The sequence below is a fragment of the Streptomyces sp. NPDC001678 genome, assembly GCF_042892945.1.
Lineage (GTDB): Bacteria > Actinomycetota > Actinomycetes > Streptomycetales > Streptomycetaceae > Streptomyces.
In genome coordinates, this window is sequence record NZ_JBIAUP010000018.1 from 131,989 (window position 1) to 148,446 (window position 16,458).

A 16,458-nucleotide genomic window follows, 5' to 3' on the forward strand; every position below is an offset into this window, starting at 1 on the left:
GGCTACGGTCGACTAACGCAAAGAATGAGCTTTTGCCTGATGGAGGGCTTGCCAATGGACCGGACCGAGCAGATCGAACAGACCGAGCGGACCGAACAGGCCGAGCAGGCCGGGCAGGCCTGGACGGTGGGCGACATCGTCGTGCACCGCGTCGACGAGATCGCCCTCCCGCCGGAGACCGGCGCCTGGCTGCTGCCCGCCGCCACCCCCGGCGTCGTGACCGAAGAGCCCTGGCTCCGGCCCGGTTTCGCCGCCCCCGACGGCACCCTCCGGCTGGCCAGCCACAGCTTCGCCTTCGAGACGGGCGGCCTGAAGGTCGTCGTCGACACCGGCATCGGCAACGGCAAGACCCGTGCCAATCCCGCCTGGAACCAGCTGGACACCGACTACCTCCAGCGGCTGACCGCCGCCGGCTTCCCGCCCGAGAGCGTCGACCTGGTCGTCCTCACCCACCTCCACACCGACCACGTCGGCTGGAACACCCGTACCGCCGACGACGGAACGTGGATCCCCACCTTCCCCAACGCCCGCTACGTCACCTCCCGCACCGAATGGGACCACTGGGCGGGGCAGGCCGACACCATGGACGAGAACCGCCGCCAGATGTTCCGCGACTCCGTCGACCCGGTCCGGAACGCCGGGCTCATCGACCTGGCCGACGTCTCCGACGGCCCCACCGACATCGCCCCCGGCGTCCGGTTGCTTCCCACCCCCGGGCACACACCCGGCCAGGTCGCCGTGGAACTCCACAGCGCCGGACGGACGGCGGTCGTCACCGGCGACTGCGTCCACCACCCCGTACAGCTGGCGCACCCCGCGATCACCAGCTGCGTCGACATCGACCCCGAACAGGCCGTCCGCACACGCCGAGAACTCCTCGCCGAGCTCGCCGGCACGGACACCCTCCTGCTGGGCACCCACTTCCCACCCCCGACCGCCGGACACGTCACCGCCGACGGCGAGGGCTACCGGCTCGTCCCCGCGACCTGAGCGACGCCCTGAGCGACGAGCCGACACCCGCCGCGCCGGTCAGCCGCCCGGCCGGCCACGACCCTCAGTGCGTGCGCCGAGGTCGACGGGCAGGTGGGCGGGGCCGCGCTGGTGAGCGGTCCGCCAGACGGTGCCGGCGTCCTCCAGGGCCAGGCCAGGCCAGGCCGGGCCGGGCAGGGCCGCGAGCAGGGCCCGGGTCGCGATCAGGGCCTGGCTGCGAGCCAGGGCGGCGCCGGACACCGGTGCATCCCGTGCCCGAAGCCCAGATGCGTATGGAGGTCGTCGGGCCTCCCGCGCACGTCGCGTGACCCATCCGGGCGAGAGCGGGGCCTCCTCCGGGGCTTCTCCCGGGCCCTCGCCGCGCCGACGGTCCGGACGGCCGGACATCGGTTGGATGACCGATGTGCGCGCACGCGGACCGGATGCACAGTGCTGACAGCTCCCGGCCGACCGGGCGGGAGCCTCCTCAGCGCCCCTCTCAGATAGGACATCACCGTGCCCGCCGCTCCGGCAGATCTCGTCTTCGTCAACGGCTCGGTCCTCACCGTCGACTCCCGCTTCACCGTGGCCTCCGCCCTCGCCGTCACCGGCGGCCATATCAGCGCGGTCGGCGACCGGGCCGAGGTCATGGCTCACGCCGGCCCCGCCACCCGGATCGTCGACCTCGGCGGCGGGACCCTCCTGCCCGGTATTAATGACACCCACCTCCATGGCTGCGCCTTCGGGCTCACCAGGCCCCCGCTGTCCGTCGACGTCTCCCACCCCGCCGTACGGTCGCTGACCGATGTGGCCGAGGCCGTGCGGAAGGCCGCCGGGACGACCCCCGCGGGGGAGTGGATCACCGGGCACGGGTGGGACGCGGGCTACCTCGCCGAGTGCGTCGCCGACCCCTCCCGGCTGCCCGGCCGGCACGACCTGGACGCCGTCAGCCCGCACCACCCCGTCCTGTTGTACTCCGCCACCGGCCACGCCACCTGGGTCAACTCCGCGGCGCTCGCCCGGGCCGGAGTGGACCGCGACACCCCCGTCCCGCCCGGCGGGGTCGTCGTCACCGACGCGGCGGGCGAGCCCACCGGCCTCCTCCAGGAGGGCGCCCAGGACCTCGTCCACCAGGCGCTGCCCGTCCTCTCCCCGGACGTCCGCGCCGACGCGATCCGCGCCACGTTGCGCACCCTGGCCCGGCTCGGCATCACCAGCTACACCGAGCCCGGCCTCGGCCCGGGCGGCGACGCCCTGATGCGCGGCGCCCTCGCCCACAGCACCCTCGACGTCTACCGGCGCCTGCTCGCCGCCGGCGAACTGACCGCGCGCGTCGGCGTGTTGCTCCTGCCGACCGGGATGACCAGTACGGCCGAGGATTTCATCAGGACTCTGTCGGACATGGACGAACCGCCGTCCGCCGACCCCCGCCGTCTCGCCGTCCTCGGCGTCAAGCTGTTCGCCGACGGCATCCCGGTCAACAAGACGGCCTGGATGCACGAGCCGTACATCGGCGGCGGCTGCGGCTCGCTGTGCGTCGGCGGGGACACCGACGAGGAGCGCGTCGCGCAGATCACGGAGATGATCCGGTACACCCACGCCGCCGGATACCAGGCCGGTGTCCACGTCACCGGCGACCGGGCCATCGACACCGTCGTCGACGCCTTCGCCGCGGCCGCCGCCGAGCGGCCCCGGCCCGACGCCCGGCACTACGTCATCCACGGCGACTTCCTCACCGCCCGCAGCATGCGGACGCTGGCCCGCCACGGCTTCGGCGTCAATATGAACCCCACCATCAAATGGACCGTCGCCGACCTCGAGGAGGAGTTCGTCGGCGCGCGGCGGGCGGGGTACGAATGGCCCTACCGGGACGCGATCGACGCCGGCGTGACCGTCACCAGCGGATCCGACGCCCCCGTCACCCTCCCCGACTGGCGGCAGGGCGTCTCCACGATGATGCTGCGCGAGTCCCGGGCCAGCGGCCGCGTCAGCGGCCCCGACCAGCGCATCCGGCTCGCCGAGGCCCTGCGCACCTACACCTCCGACGCGGCCTGGCAGGACTTCGCCGAGGACTGGAAGGGCACCCTGGAAGTGGGCAAGGTCGCCGACCTGTGCGTGCTCGCGGACGATCTGCTGGCCACCGACCCCCACGACATCCCGGCCGTACCCGTGGTGCTCACCGTCGTCGGCGGCGAAGTGGTCCACGACGAGCTCACCGTTTGACGTCCGGACCCCTGTTGATCATTCTGGCCGGATGACCGCACAGCCGAGCATGCCGGACATCCTCGGCGCCGCCCTGGGCGTACGCGAGGCCGCGCGCCACGCCGTACGGGGGAAGGGTGGTGCCGACGCCGTCCTGACGGCGCTGTCCGCGCTGATCGACCACGACCACGCGTCGCTGTCCCGGTGGGACCCCTTGCTCCGCCGCCATGTGACGCTGGCCGGCAGCTACCCGGCGCGCACCACCCGCTATATCGAGACCCGCCTCCACGACGATCCGGCCTTCGCGCTCATCCGGCACACTCCGGGCACGACGAGCTGGTGGCACGACGTGCCCGCGCCGGTGCGAGGGGCCTCCACCGGGTTCCAGGAGGTCCTCGAACCCCTGGGCGTCCAGGACGGCGTGGCCCAGTGCCTGTTCTCCTCGGACGGCCGGTACGTGGGCATCCTCAACGTCAGCACCACGCGGGCACGGTGCGACCAGCCGGCCGTCCGGGCCGTGCTGACCCTGCTCGGCGAGTGCCTCGCGGCCGTCGCCGACCCGCTCGCCGGGCACCGCTCCCAGGGTCCCGGCGGCACCGGCCACACCTGTGCCGTGCTCCTGCCGGACGCCGAAGGTGCGGGAGGCGCCGAAGGCGCGGAGAAAGCGGCTCCGGTGCCGTTGAGCGGGGAGCCGCTGCCCGGCCTCACCGAGCCCGGCTCCCCGCTCGTGACCCTGTTGCGGCGGGCGGCCGCCCGCCGCACCCTGCCGGCCACGGTGCTGGTGCCCTACCGGCAGCGGATGCTCGAACTGCACCTGACCCGCCAGGGAGACCGCACGGTCGTCGTGTGCCGCACGGTCGCCCGCCCCGCCGCGCTCTCCCCGCGCGAGCTGGAAGTACTGGCGGAACTCACCCAGGGACGCACCAACCGGGAGATCGCCGACCGCCTGTACGTCGGCCCACGCACCGTCGCCACCCACATCGAGCACATCCTCGCCAAACTCGACGTCCCCAACCGGGTGGCCGCCGCGGGCCGGGCCGTCGCCTGGGGCCTCGAACCGGCACCCTGACCGCACCCATGAGACGCCGTGGCCCCCGCCCCCGTATGTACGGGGGCGGGGGCCACGGTCGTACGGATCAGGCCAGCGGGGCCGGGTAGGTGGGGTACTCCACCCCGGAGACGTGCTGGACGACACGGATGACCTGGCACGAGTAGCCGAACTCGTTGTCGTACCAGAGGTAGAGGATCGCGTTGTCGCCGTCGACCTTGGTGGCACCGGCGTCGACGATCGACGCGTGGCGCGAGCCCACGAAGTCCATGGAGACGGCGTCGGGGGCGGTGGTGAAGTCGATCTGGCGCTTCAGGGGCGAGTTCAGCGAGACGTCGCGGAGGTACTCGAGGACCTCCTCACGGGTGGTCTCACGGCCCAGGCGCAGGCTGAGGATCGCGATCGAGACGTCCGGCACCGGGACGCGGATCGAGCTGCCGGTGATCGGCGCCTTGAGGTCGGGCAGGGCCTTGGCGACGGCGGAGGCGGCGCCGGTCTCCGTGATGACCATGTTGAGCGGCGCCGAGCGGCCGCGACGGTCGGCCTTGTGGTAGTTGTCCAGCAGGTTCTGGTCGTTGGTGAACGAGTGGACGGTCTCCACGTGGCCGCGCAGCACACCGTACTCGTCGTCCATCGCCTTCAGCGGCGGGACGATCGCGTTGGTGGTGCAGGACGCGCAGGACAGGATCTGCTCGTCGGGCTTGATCGTGTCGTGGTTGACACCGTGGACGATGTTGGGGACGTCGCCCTTGCCCGGCGCGGTGAGGACGACCTTGTCGACGCCCGGGCGCAGGTGCTTCGACAGGCCCTCGCGGTCGCGCCACTTGCCGGTGTTGTCGATGAGGATGGCGTTGTTGATGCCGTACGCCGTGTAGTCGACCTCGGACGGGTCGTTGGCGTAGATCACCTTGATCGCGTTGCCGTTGGCGACGATCGTGCTGTTCGCCTCGTCGACGGTGATCGTGCCCTGGAACTGGCCGTGGATCGAGTCGCGCCGCAGCAGCGAGGCGCGCTTGACGAGATCCTGGTCGCCGCCGCCGCGGACCACGATGGCGCGCAGGCGCAGACCGTTGCCGGAGCCCGCCTTCTCGATGAGCAGCCGGGCGACGAGGCGGCCGATGCGGCCGAAGCCGTAGAGGACGACGTCGCGCCCCTCGCGGCACTCGATCTTGTTGGCGCCCGTGGCACCGGCGACGGCCTCGGCGGTGAACGCCTCCACCGACAGACCGCGGTCGTCGGTCTTGTACGTCGCGGCCAGCATGCCGATGTCGATCTGCGAGGGGCCGAGATCGAGCGTGGTGAGAGCCTGGAGGAAGGGCAGCGTCTCGGTGACCGAGAGCTCCTCACCGGCGATCTGCCGGGCGAATCGGTGGGTCTTGAGGATGCTGACCACCGACTTGTTCACCAGGGAACGGCTGTGCACCAGAACGGTGACGTCCCGCTCGCGGTGCAGCTTTCCGATGATCGGGATCATCGACTCCGCGATCTCCTCGCGGTTCTTCCAGTTTGTGAACGAGTCGTCGTTGACAGTCACAGGCTTCTCTTTCGAGCTAGGAGGCGCTCACATGCTAACCCGACGCTCTTTCGATCCTTCAAGGGGTGTCCACTAGGAGATGTGCCACTCTTCACCGCCGATTTCCCTTCGATTCGGTGGCGTCAGCGGCCCCAGATCCTCCGGTACGCCTCCCGGTATCCCGGTGGGTCCCAGGAGGTGGCGCTGTCGCTGTTCGCGGCCGTGGCGATGTGGACGGGCGCGACATAGCCGCTGGCAGGGGCGCCGGAGAAGGCGCGGTTGAACTCGTCGACGGCCTGCCAGCCCTGCTGGGAGAGCGGCTCGGGGACGGTGGCCGCCTGGAACTGCCGGCTCTCGACGCGCTGGAAGGCGGAAGGGTCGCCGTCGCCCGCGCCGATGTTGTACGGGGCGCCGGAGCCCTTCCTGCGGGCCGCGCGGAGGGCCGGGGCGGCGTCGGCGAAGTAGACGTCGTTGATGGCGACGGAGTGGGTCCATCCGTCGCCGAAGCGGGCGAGGAGCGAGGAGACCTCCTGGGGGGTGCGGCTGCTCGTGTCCGGCAGGGGGATGTTCTCCTTCGCCAGCAGCCGGACACCTGGGCAGGTGGCGAGCCGCCCCTCGACGATGTCGGACTTGTGCCGGGCGAACGGGATCGAGGCGTCCGTGAACACGACGACCCCGGCGTCGCCTCCCGAGTGGTCGATGACCCAGTCCGCGCTGATCCCGGCGACGTCCTCGACCTTGGTGGTGATGTTGGTGAAGAGCCGGGGGCGTTCGCTGGGGCCGGGCGTGGCGACCGCGTGCCAGCCGACGAGCGGGATGCGCGCGGCGGCGGCCCGGGCCACCTGGCGGGAGGTCAGCCGGGGGTCGAAGCCGCCGACGACGATGCCCGAGGGGCGCAGGGTGACGGCCTGGCTGAACGCGGCCTGGATGCCGGACGGGGTGCCCTGGCCGTCGATCACCCGCACGTTCCAGCCGATGGCGCGCGCGGCCTCCCTTACGCCCGCGACGGTGCCGGCGACGCCGGGGTTGGTCATGGACTGCGCGACGTAGACAAGGGTCTTGCCGGGGACCGCCCGGGGGCCGGTGGTCGGGCCGTCCCAGACGGAAGCGGCCGACTCGGCCCGCCGGACGGCCGCGCCGGCCCGGCCCAGGGCGACGGGGCAGCCGACGGTCGCCGTCCTCGGGGGCGGCGGGGGCGCGGGCCGGCTGGAGGAGCCCCGTTCGCAGCCGGTGAGTGCGACGGGCGCGGCGAGCAGCACTCCGAGCACCATGGGCATCCCACCGGGGGCGCCTCTCACGGAGTGACCCCGGAGGGCTCGGCCCGGCGGCGGCGCAGTTGCCGACGCGCGGCGTAGCCGGCCAGGCCGACGGCGACGAGCAGGGTGCCGCCGTTGAACAGCGGGGTGACCCAGAAGCGGGCGCCGAGCTGGCCGATGCCCGCGAGGCCGACGGCGAGGACGGTGACGGCGACGAGGGTGCCCAGGGCGTTGGCCCGGCCGGGCCTGATGGCGGTGGAGCCGAGCAGCGCGCCGACGAAGGCGGGCAGCAGGTAGTCCATGCCGACGCTGGGGTTGCCGATCTGCTGCTGCGCGGCCAGGAGGACGCCGGCGACGCCGACGACCAGGCCCGAGACGGTGAAGGCGTGGATGACGAAGCGCCGGGAGGGGATGCCCACGAGCTCGGCCGCGCGGGGGTTGGAACCGATGACGTACAGGTACCGGCCCAGGGGGAGCCGTTCCAGGAACAGCCACAGGACGGCGGTGAGCGCGAGGACGTAGAAGGCGGGGACGGGCAGGCCCAGGAACCGGGAGTCGTAGAGGTCGGTGAAGGCGGCCGGAAGGCCGTGCGGGCCGGGGACGACCCGGGCGCCGTCGGTGATCCAGCCGGTGACGGCGTACATGATGCTGCCGGTACCGAGGGTCGCGATGAACGAGTCGATCCGGGCGTATTCGACGACGACGCCGTTGACGGCGCCGACGGCCGCGCCGCCGAGGGCCACCACGAGGCAGGCGAGCGGCCAGGGCCACCCCTGCGTGACGATGAGCCGCATCGTCATGACGTGCGCGAGGCCGAGACCGTAGCCGATGGACAGGTCGAACCGGCCGGCGGCGATGGGGATCGTCGCGCCGAGCGCGAGGGCGGCGGGAATGGAGTGGTTGGACAGGACGGCGGAGATGTTGTCGAGCGTGGGGAAGGTGTCCGGCAGGGCGAGGGAGAAGACGGTGAACAGCAGGACGGTGAGGGTCAGGAGGCCGTAGGCACCGAGGAGGTGGCCGAGGTGCCCGAGGTGACCCAGGCGGCCGGCCAGGAGTCGCCGGCCCGGGCCCGGTGGGGTCATCCCGGCGCCCCGGCGGCGTGGTTCCCACCGCTGTCCTCGCCGGGACCGTCCCCCGTGAGCGGTGTCATGGCCGAGGCGGCGTGGGTGAGCGCGGCGGCGGTCAGGGCCGCCCCGCCCAGCTCCGCCGTCACGGCGCCGCGGACGAGGACGAGCGCCCGGTGGCACACGTCGGCGACCTCCTCGAAGTCGCTGGAGACGAGCAGCACGGCCAGTCCGCCGGCCAGCGCGTCCCGGAGCAGCCGGTGGACCGCCGCCTTGGCGCCGACGTCCACCCCGGCCGTCGGCTCCTCCAGGATCAGCAGGGTCCGGGGCAGCCGCAGCCACCGGCCGAGCATGACCTTCTGCTGGTTCCCGCCGGACAGGGTGGCGATCGGCCGCTCGCTGTCGTGGGGCCGTACCGAGAAGCGTTCGATCAGCGCGGCGGCCTCGGCACGTTCCGGCCCGGGGCTGATCCAGTGGGTGCCGGGCGTCCCGCCCGCCCGGGGGTTGGCCAGGAAGTTCTCCCGTACGGTCAGGTCGGGGGCGCAGCCCTCCCCCTGCCGGTCGCTGCTGACGAAACCGACGCCGGCGGCGACGGCGTGGGCGACGGTGTCCGGGCGGTAGGGTCGGCCCGCCAGCCGGATCCGGCCGCCGAGGACCGGCCGCGCCCCGGCGAGCGCACGGCCCAGGGTCGTGTGCCCGGCGCCGGTGAGTCCCACGAGGCCGAGGGCCTCGCCTGCGCGCAGCCGCAGGGTCACGGGCGCGGTGTGCTCGGTCCGGACGCCGTCGAGGTCGAGGACGACCGGCCCGGTGGCGGGTGCGGGGACGTGGTGGCGGCCGGGGTCGTGGCCCACGATGTCGCGCACCAGCCGGGTGGTGGGGTAGCCGGCGACCGGGCCGTGGCTGACGACCCGGCCGTCGCGCAGGACGGCGAAGGTGTCGGCGACCTCCCGCACCTCGTCCAGCCGGTGGGTGACGAAGACGACGGCGTGACCGCGGTCGCGCAGGGTGCGCAGGACGGCGAAGAGCCGTGCGCAGTCCGCCGCCGGGAGGCTGGCGGTCGGCTCGTCCAGGACGATCAGCGCGGCCCGGACGCACAGGGCCCGGGCGATGGCCACCAGGGAGCGTTCGGCCCGGGTGAGACTGGCGACGGCGGCGTCGGGGTCGAGGTGGGCGGCGACGACGCCGAGGGCCTCGGCGCCCCGCCGGCGGACGCGCCGCCAGGAGACCAGCCCGGCGCGGCGCGGATAGCCGGTGCCCAGGGCGATGTTCTCGGCGACCGTCATCCATTCGACCAGTCCCAGGTCCTGGTGGATGAAGGACATGGCGCGGCGGGCCGCCTCGGTGCCCAGCGGATGCCCGGCGACGGTCACTTCGCCCGCGTCCGGGTGGTGGACGCCCGCGAGCACCTTGATGAGGGTGGACTTCCCGGCGCCGTTGGGGCCCAGCAGTGCCAGGACGCCGCCGGCCGGGATGTCGAGGTCGACCGCGTCCAGGGCGATGGTGCCGCCGAACCGCTTGCTGAGACCGCGGATGCGGACGAGATACCGCATGTCCGACATGCTACGTCTCTTGTCGGCCCCGGCGCCGGATGGGCCGTCAGATCGCGGGGATGTCGTCGAACGAGCCGAGGGACCCGAAGGAGTCCAGGGCGGGCCCGGGGGATTCACCGGCCGTCCCCGCGGGCACCTCCAGCGCGCACTCGGCCCAGATGACCTTGCCCTCGGCGGTGTAGCGGGTGCCCCAGGCCTGGGAGAGCCGCGCCACGAGGAACAGGCCGCGGCCGCCCTCGTCGGTGGTCGCGGCGTGGCGCAGATGCGGGGCGGTGCTGCTGGTGTCGGAGACCTCGCAGGTCAGGGTGCGGTCGTAGAGCAGGCGCACCTGGATGGGGCCGCTGCCGTACCGGACGGCGTTGGTGACCAGCTCGCTGAGCAGCAGTTCGATGTCGAAGGAGATCTCGTCCAGCCCCCACGCGGCCAGCTGCCGGGCGACCGCGGCGCGCACGGTGGAGACGAGCGCCGGGTCGGCGGGCAGGTCCCAGGTGGCGACGCGGTGCGGGTCGAGGGTGTGGGTGCGGGCGACGAGCAGGGCGATGTCGTCGGCGGGGTGCTCGGGGACGACGGCCTCCACGACCGCCTGACAGGTCTCCTCGGGCGGCCGGTTCGGGTGGGCCAGGGCCCGGCGCAGCTGTTCCAGGGCGGTGTCGAAGTCGCGGTCGCGGTCCTCGATGAGCCCGTCGGTGTAGAGGACGAGCTGGCTGCCCTCGGGCAGGTGGAACTCGGCGGTCTCGAAGGGGAGGCCGCCCAGCCCCAGCGGCGGTCCGGCGGGCAGGTCGGGGAAGGTGACGATGCCGTCGGGGCGCACCAGCGCGGGCGGGCAGTGGCCGGCCCGGGCCATGGTGCACCGCTGGGAGGCGGGGTCGTAGATGACGTAGAGACAGGTCGCGCCGATGATGCCGGTGATACCGGAGAAGGGGTCGTCACCGCACTCCTCCCGGTCGAGGCGGCCCACGAGGTTGTCGAGGTGGATGAGGACCTCGTCCGGGGGCAGGTCCAGCTCGGCGAAGTTCCGCGCGGCGGTGCGCAGCCGTCCCATGGTCGCGGCGGCGTGCAGCCCGTGGCCGACGACGTCCCCGACGACGAGGGCGACACGGGTGCTGGAGAGGGGGATGACGTCGAACCAGTCGCCGCCGACGCCGGATTCGGCGGGCATGTAGCGGTGCGCGACCTCGACGGCGTTCTGCTCGGGGAAGCCCTGTGGCAGCAGGCTGTGCTGGAGGGCCAGCACCATGGCGTGCTCGCGGGTGTAGCGGCGCGCGTTGTCGATGCAGATGGCGGCGCGGGTGGCGAGCTCCTGCGCGAGCGCACGGTCGTCGTCCCCGAAGGGGGCGGGGTCGCGCGCGCGGTAGAAGCTCGCGATGCCCAGAGCGATGCCGCGGGCCAGGAGCGGAACGGCGATGAGGGAGTGGACGTTGTGGGCGAGGATGCGCTGCGCGTTCGCCCGGTTCTGGGATATCCAGCCCGTGGCGGACCTGAGATCGGGCTCCAGGACGGTCCGCCCGGTGGTCAGACAGCGCAGCTGGGGCGTGGTCGGCTGGAGGTGGACCCGCTCGCCGGCGGGGTAGAACGGGCAGTCGTCGCGGATGCCGTGCACCACGGTCCGGTGGAGGTCCCGGGTGGGGTCGGCGGGCTCGTCCCCGCGCAGCACGGCCTCGGGGAGGTCGATGGTGACGAAGTCGGCCAGGCGTGGTACGGCCATCTCGGCGAGCTCCCGGGCGGTGCGGTCGACGTCCAGGGTGGTGCCGATACGGGTGCTGGCCTCGGACAGCAGCTCCAGGCGGCGCCGGGCCGCCACGGCGTACTTGCCCACCCCGGGCTCGCCCACGAGCACGAGGCCGCCGGCTCCCGCGTCGTCGCCGGGCGCGCCGCCGGGCTCCCGCGCCGTGGCGCCCGGCCGGTACGCCGTGGCGACGGCACGGGCGAGCTGCCCGGCGTCGGAGGCCGGTACGGGGGCGGTGATCTCGTCGGAGGTGGCGATCCCGGTAGGGGTGGTGAGCTCGGCGGGGGTGGCGACTTCGGTGGACGCGGTGATCTCGGTGGGGACGGCGAGGCGCATGTCCGATGTGGGCACGACCGCCTCGACGACGACGCCCTCCACGCCGGAGGCGCTCGTCACCGGGCGGCTCACCAGGGTGATCCGCCGGCCGCTGGGCAGGGCCACCTCGACGGCGGCCCGCTGGGCGGCGGAGATCAGCTCGGTGGCCCGCTCCTCCAGGATCATCCGGTCGCGCCAGTCCAGCTCGCTCATGACCGGCCGGTCCGGCCGGCCGTCGGCGGACGGCAGCCGGCGCCGGATGTCGAGGTACGTCCGGAGCAGGGCGCGTTCGCGCGCCGAGCTCTGATCCAGCAGCCGCTGCTCGATGGCCCCCGCCGCCTTGCTCATGACGATGTCCAGGGCCATGTCCACGTCGGTGTGCGGATAGCCCAGGCACAGCACCCCCTCGATGCGCCCGCTGAGCGGGTCCCGGACGGGCATCGCGGAGCACGCGTTGGCCTGGGAGCGTTCGGCGAAGTGCTCGGCGCCGTAGACGTGGATCAGCCGCCGCTCGGCCAGCGCCAGGCCGATGCCGTTGGTCCCCGCGAACTTCTCGTTGAACACGAAGCCCGGCACGGTCTGGAACGCGGGCAACCGGCCGACCATCGAGGCCTCGCCGAAGCGGCGTTGCAGCACGGCCCCGCGCCCGTCGGCGAGGGACACGTTCACGCTCCGTCCCGCGAACCGCTCCCGCAGCCGGTCCATGACGGGCCCGGCCGCGCGGGCGAGCCGACCGTCGAGGTCGAGGTCCTGGACGAAGGGGAGCTCGCAGCCGTCCGGGGAGAGTCCCAGGGAGACGGAACGCTGCCAGGAGTTGAGGATCGGGCCGCGCACGGCCGCCTCGACCGACTCGCCGCGGAGGAACTGGTCCCGGGCGAGCACAGGGCCGATGTCGTCCGCCACGAGCCCCATCCGGATCACCGCCCTCATCGGTACACCGATGTTCCATTTTAGAACTTTGTCCAGGTAGGGGATCCGGGTACGGAGGGGTGGGTGGTCGCCACGTTCCGTAGCCGGGGCCGTGGGGTGGGAGGTCAGAGCACCGCGACCGGGTTGACGGGCGAGCCCGTTCCCCCGGGGATGTTCAGCGGCGCCACGACCAGCAGGAACGTATACCGCCCCGCCGCCGCGCAGGCCGCCGCGAGCTCCTCCAGATCGAGGTTGTCCAGCAGCGGCACCCCCATCGCGGCGATGGCGAGGGCGTGCACGGGGGAGTGCACGCCCTCCACCGGCGACGGCCGTACGTCGCTGTCGCCGTCACCGCCGAGCAGCGCGATGCCCCGCTCGGCCAGCAGGGGCACGGCGTCCACGTGCAGGCCCGCGCAGGCCGCGTCGGCGTCCCAGGGGCCCAGCTCCGCGCGGCGGCGGTACCGGCCGACGCGCACCAGCACCGCGTCGCCCTCGCCGATCCGCGCGCCGAGCGCCGTCTCGGCGGCGGCGAGCTCCGCCGCGCCCACGGCCTCCCCGGGCTCCAGCCAGGCGCGCCCCCGGACGGCGGGCAGGTCCAGCAGGACGCCCCTGGTCACCAGGGGGCCGAGCGCCGAGACACCACCGAAGCGGGCGCCCGCCGCGCCGACGAGCTCCCGGGCGACACCGCCGTCGTAGAGCCGCCCCCGGTAGGCGATGTGGGACAGCGCGTCCAGATGGCTCACGCCCTTGCCGTGGTAGTCGGCGCCGAGGAAGTCCTTGTGGGTGGCGGGCTCGGGGGCCTCGACGTCGCCGAGGTCGGACATGTAGTGCAGCGCGGGCCTGGTGTTGTCCGGCCCGGACGCCGTGTCCCACGGCCGCCCCATCGGCACCACGGTCCCGGACCGCACCGAGGACACGGCCCGCCGCACATGGTCGTCCGTCACCCGGTTCCAGGCCCCCCGGTCGGGCGCCGCTTCCCAGCGCCCCCACGCGCGGACCGCGTCGAAGAGCGTGTCGAACTCCTGGCGGGAGACCGTCCGAAGGGGATGGCTGCTCATCGGCCGCTCGGCCCTCCGCTCGTTCGGGTTTCCGGTTCGCTGCCACCGTAGGAGGAGGAGCGGCGGGGGGGGGGGGCGGGGGGGCGCCCCCCCCCCCCCCCCCCCGCTCGGGGTGATCAGCGCTGTGCCGGTCGTACCTTCGCGCGGAATTCGGCCTTGACGCCGGCGGAGCCGTTCCACGTCCCGTCGGCGTCCCGTACCTGCCCCAGCACCCCCGGGTTCCCGGCCCGGACCTGGGCTTCCAGTGCCTCCTGGGTGGCGGAGTGCGGGGGGGGGGGGGGCTGTCAGGAGGGGGAGGGTTGCAGGCGCTGGACGGCGACCATGGCGGCGTCGTCGCCGAGGGAACCCCCGGAGTGGGCGAGCAGGTCCTCGCACAGATACCGCAGGAGCGTCTCGGGCTTGCCGCCCGGCCAGGACGCCATCCGCTCGGCCAGCGGATAGAACCGCCCGGCGGCGTCGCGCGCCTCGACCACGCCGTCCGTGTACAGCAGGACGAGATCGCCGGGCCCGAAGGCGAAGGACTCCACGGGGAAGCCGGTGAGGGAGAACTCGGTCAGTCCCAGCGGCAGCCCCGGCTGCTCCACTTCCAGCGCGGTGACCCGGCCGTCGCGCAGCAGCAAGGGAGGGGGATGCCCGCAGCTGACCATGCGCAGGGCCGGCTCGGTGTCGGGCACGTCCAGCACGGCCGCGGTGACGAACGCCTCCTCCCGGTGCGGCCGCTCCTCCCGCGCCGCGCCCGGGTCGCTCAGCCCGGAGGAGAGGGCTCCTTCGAGGTCGGCGACCAGCACCGGCAGCTCGGCCTGCCGGTGCGCGGCGGCCCGGAAGGCGCCGAGCACGAGCGCGGCGTCGCCGATGGCCTCCAGGCCCTTGCCGCGCACGTCCCCGATGACGAGCCGGGTGCCGCGGGCCGTACGGGCCACGGCGTACAGATCGCCGCCGATCCGGGCCTCCGCCTCGGCCGCGAGATACACGGAACCGATGCGCAGCGGGCCGACCCGCCGGGGCAGCGGCCGCATCACCACGCCCTGGGTCGCCTCCGCGACCGATCTGAGCTGGGACATCTCCTTCTCGTGCCGCTCGCGGCGGTGGGCGAAGAGGGTGACGATCGCCGAGATCACGATCAGGGCGCTGATCTGGAGGGTGTGGTTGAGGTCGGTGAGGCTGGTGCGGATGACGGCGACAACCGACTGGGCCACGACGGCGATCACCCCGACGGCCCCGGTCAGCCGGGGGCCGGCGAAGGACGCCGTGATGGCGGGAGCGGCGACGAGGAAGGGGCCGAGGTGCACCTGGGGCGGGGCGAGGACGTCGACGACGGTGACGGCCACGATGACGATCAGCGGTACGGCCACCAGCGCCCGGCTCGGCCGCCCCGGCGATCGGGGCGTCCCGGGTGGTCGCCGAAGGTGCATGGCTCCTGCTTACACCACCCGGGATCACCGCCCCCGCCGCCATGCCCGCCACCGGCGGAACGGCTGGCGAACGGGCGACCAAGCGGTCGGGTCCGGACCGGGCGCGGATCGGGCGCGGACCGGGCCCGGGTCAGGAGCGGTCGATGCGGGGGAAGACCGAGTCGTCGAGCACGATGCCGATGCCCACGGCGACGGGGATGGCGATGAGCGCCCCGACGATGCCCAGCAGTGCCCCGCCGACCACGACGGCGACGACCGTGACGATGGGGTGCACATTGACGGCGAAGCTCATCGCCTTGGGCATGATCAAGTAGTCCTCGGCCAGCCGGAAGGCGACATAGAAGCCCGCGGTACCGAGGGCGACGGGAAGGGACACCGCCAGGGCGACGAGGCTGACGACCACCCCGCCGATGGTCGACCCCACGATCGGGATCATGTCCATCAGGGCGACGAAGAAACCGAGCGCGGCCGGGTAGGGCACGTCCAGCCCGACGCACCAGGCGAAGGTGGCGAGGCCCGCGATGACGGACGTGACGACGTTGCCGAGCATGTACCGGCCGACCCGCAGCAGGATCTCCTCGGTCAGCTCCACCACGGCCGCCCTGCGGCTGAGCGGGACGAACCGGTAGCCGAACCGCTTCAGCTGCTCCATCCCCACCATGAAGTAGACGGTCAGGACGACGACCAGCCCCGCCCCCGTCACCGCGCTGACGACGATGTGCCCGGCGCCCAGCAGTCCGCCCACCACCGTCGTGCCGGCGTGCGGCCCGAATTCCCGGCGGGCCCGGTCCAGCAGGTGGTAGCGCGCCTCCAGGCGCCCGAGGAAGGAGCTGCGGTCGTGGAGCTGATCCAGCCACTTCGGCACCATGCCGACGAGCGCCGAGACCTCGTCGGACACGGGCGGGATCACCAGCGCGAGGAACCCCGCCAGCAGCCCCAGCAGCCCGGCGACCGCGAGAGCGACCGCCCAGCCCCGGCGGATCCGCCGTCTGGTCATCCAGGCCACCACGGGTTCCAGGCTGATCGCCGAGAAGAGGGAGAGGAGGAGAAGGGTGAGGATGCCGCTGATGCGCAGGACGGTCTGGAGGGTCGTATAGGCCAGCGTCAGCCCCAGCCCCACGCTGAAGCCGGTCGTGAACCAGGACGACGTCGGCCGCACCCGCAGACCGCGCCCCGGACCGTCGCTCGGCACATCCCGTCCTCTCTCCAGGGAGTCGCGGCTCTACGTACCCCTTTGCGTGAGGGTGCGATCACGTCGGGTGGGTGAATCGGGGGCGGGGTGTGAGCCCGGCCATGAGAGGTGGGTCACTTACGAGGTGGGGTAGTGGGGTGGCGGTCCGTCCGTGGGTGCATTTCGGGCATTTGGGTTGTGGTCTGGACCTCGTTGTCCGGGGTGTGGGGTAGTAGGTCACACCTTTGCCAGCGGGTTTTCCCGC

The 16,458-nt window shown here is 73.3% G+C and carries 12 protein-coding genes; 3 read left to right on the forward strand and 9 right to left on the reverse strand.

Annotated elements, in window-relative coordinates:
- Positions 1-54 precede the first annotated feature (54 nt).
- Positions 55-990, forward strand: coding sequence for an MBL fold metallo-hydrolase (locus ACFYZR_RS29055; RefSeq protein ID WP_391915514.1), 936 nt, complete (start codon positions 55-57; stop codon positions 988-990).
- A gap of 39 nt (positions 991-1,029) precedes the next feature.
- Here the strand turns inward: ACFYZR_RS29055 and ACFYZR_RS29060 are convergent, their stop codons facing one another.
- The gene (locus ACFYZR_RS29060; protein WP_391915516.1) at positions 1,030-1,230 is read right to left on the reverse strand and encodes a hypothetical protein; all 201 of its coding nucleotides are present in this window, start codon (positions 1,228-1,230) and stop codon (positions 1,030-1,032) included.
- A 255-nt stretch (positions 1,231-1,485) separates the two neighbouring features.
- Between ACFYZR_RS29060 and ACFYZR_RS29065 the strand changes: the two genes are divergently transcribed.
- Together ACFYZR_RS29065 and ACFYZR_RS29070 are read left to right on the forward strand one after the other, a co-directional pair.
- A complete protein-coding gene (locus ACFYZR_RS29065; RefSeq protein WP_391915519.1) occupies positions 1,486-3,192 on the forward strand; it encodes an amidohydrolase in 1,707 nt (568 codons plus the stop codon).
- Between the two features lie 31 nt (positions 3,193-3,223).
- Positions 3,224-4,240, forward strand: coding sequence for a LuxR C-terminal-related transcriptional regulator (locus tag ACFYZR_RS29070; protein WP_391915522.1), 1,017 nt, complete (start codon positions 3,224-3,226; stop codon positions 4,238-4,240).
- A 67-nt stretch (positions 4,241-4,307) separates the two neighbouring features.
- Here ACFYZR_RS29070 and ACFYZR_RS29075 read toward each other — a convergent pair whose 3' ends face one another.
- From ACFYZR_RS29075 to ACFYZR_RS29110, 8 genes are all read right to left on the reverse strand, one after another.
- Positions 4,308-5,753 carry a glyceraldehyde-3-phosphate dehydrogenase gene (locus ACFYZR_RS29075; protein ID WP_391915524.1) on the reverse strand — a complete coding sequence of 482 codons (1,446 nt, stop codon included), beginning with the start codon at positions 5,751-5,753 and terminating at the stop codon, positions 4,308-4,310.
- Between the two features lie 122 nt (positions 5,754-5,875).
- On the reverse strand, positions 5,876-7,009 hold the full coding sequence (locus ACFYZR_RS29080; protein WP_391915526.1) for a substrate-binding domain-containing protein: 1,134 nt from the start codon (positions 7,007-7,009) through the stop codon (positions 5,876-5,878).
- Positions 7,010-7,026: 17 nt separating this feature from the next.
- A complete protein-coding gene (locus ACFYZR_RS29085) occupies positions 7,027-8,070 on the reverse strand; it encodes an ABC transporter permease (protein ID WP_391915528.1) in 1,044 nt (347 codons plus the stop codon).
- A complete protein-coding gene (locus ACFYZR_RS29090; RefSeq protein ID WP_391915531.1) occupies positions 8,067-9,602 on the reverse strand; it encodes a sugar ABC transporter ATP-binding protein in 1,536 nt (511 codons plus the stop codon). Before ACFYZR_RS29090 ends, ACFYZR_RS29085 begins: the two co-directional genes overlap by 4 nt.
- Before the next feature lie 46 nt (positions 9,603-9,648).
- Entirely contained in the window at positions 9,649-12,573 is a 2,925-nt protein-coding gene (locus tag ACFYZR_RS29095) for a SpoIIE family protein phosphatase (RefSeq protein ID WP_391915533.1), read from the reverse strand.
- Positions 12,574-12,677: 104 nt separating this feature from the next.
- On the reverse strand, positions 12,678-13,610 hold the full coding sequence (locus ACFYZR_RS29100) for a cyclase family protein (RefSeq protein WP_391915535.1): 933 nt from the start codon (positions 13,608-13,610) through the stop codon (positions 12,678-12,680).
- Between the two features lie 284 nt (positions 13,611-13,894).
- The gene (locus ACFYZR_RS29105; protein WP_391915537.1) at positions 13,895-15,022 is read right to left on the reverse strand and encodes a PP2C family protein-serine/threonine phosphatase; all 1,128 of its coding nucleotides are present in this window, start codon (positions 15,020-15,022) and stop codon (positions 13,895-13,897) included.
- 130 nt (positions 15,023-15,152) lie between these two features.
- Entirely contained in the window at positions 15,153-16,214 is a 1,062-nt protein-coding gene (locus ACFYZR_RS29110; RefSeq protein WP_391915540.1) for an AI-2E family transporter, read from the reverse strand.
- Positions 16,215-16,458: the final 244 nt, after the last annotated feature.

What these genes read in the sequence shown, in the direction of transcription:
- ACFYZR_RS29055 (WP_391915514.1), top strand. Translation starts at nt 55, where the DNA reads ATGGACCGGACCGAGCAGATCGAACAGACCGAGCGGACCGAACAGGCC.
- ACFYZR_RS29070 (WP_391915522.1), top strand. Translation starts at nt 3,224, where the DNA reads ATGACCGCACAGCCGAGCATGCCGGACATCCTCGGCGCCGCCCTGGGC.
- ACFYZR_RS29080 (WP_391915526.1), bottom strand. Translation starts at nt 7,009, where the DNA reads ATGCCCATGGTGCTCGGAGTGCTGCTCGCCGCGCCCGTCGCACTCACC.
- ACFYZR_RS29085 (WP_391915528.1), bottom strand. Translation starts at nt 8,070, where the DNA reads ATGACCCCACCGGGCCCGGGCCGGCGACTCCTGGCCGGCCGCCTGGGT.
- ACFYZR_RS29090 (WP_391915531.1), bottom strand. Translation starts at nt 9,602, where the DNA reads ATGCGGTATCTCGTCCGCATCCGCGGTCTCAGCAAGCGGTTCGGCGGC.
- ACFYZR_RS29095 (WP_391915533.1), bottom strand. Translation starts at nt 12,573, where the DNA reads ATGAGGGCGGTGATCCGGATGGGGCTCGTGGCGGACGACATCGGCCCT.
- ACFYZR_RS29100 (WP_391915535.1), bottom strand. Translation starts at nt 13,610, where the DNA reads ATGAGCAGCCATCCCCTTCGGACGGTCTCCCGCCAGGAGTTCGACACG.
- ACFYZR_RS29105 (WP_391915537.1), bottom strand. Translation starts at nt 15,022, where the DNA reads ATGCACCTTCGGCGACCACCCGGGACGCCCCGATCGCCGGGGCGGCCG.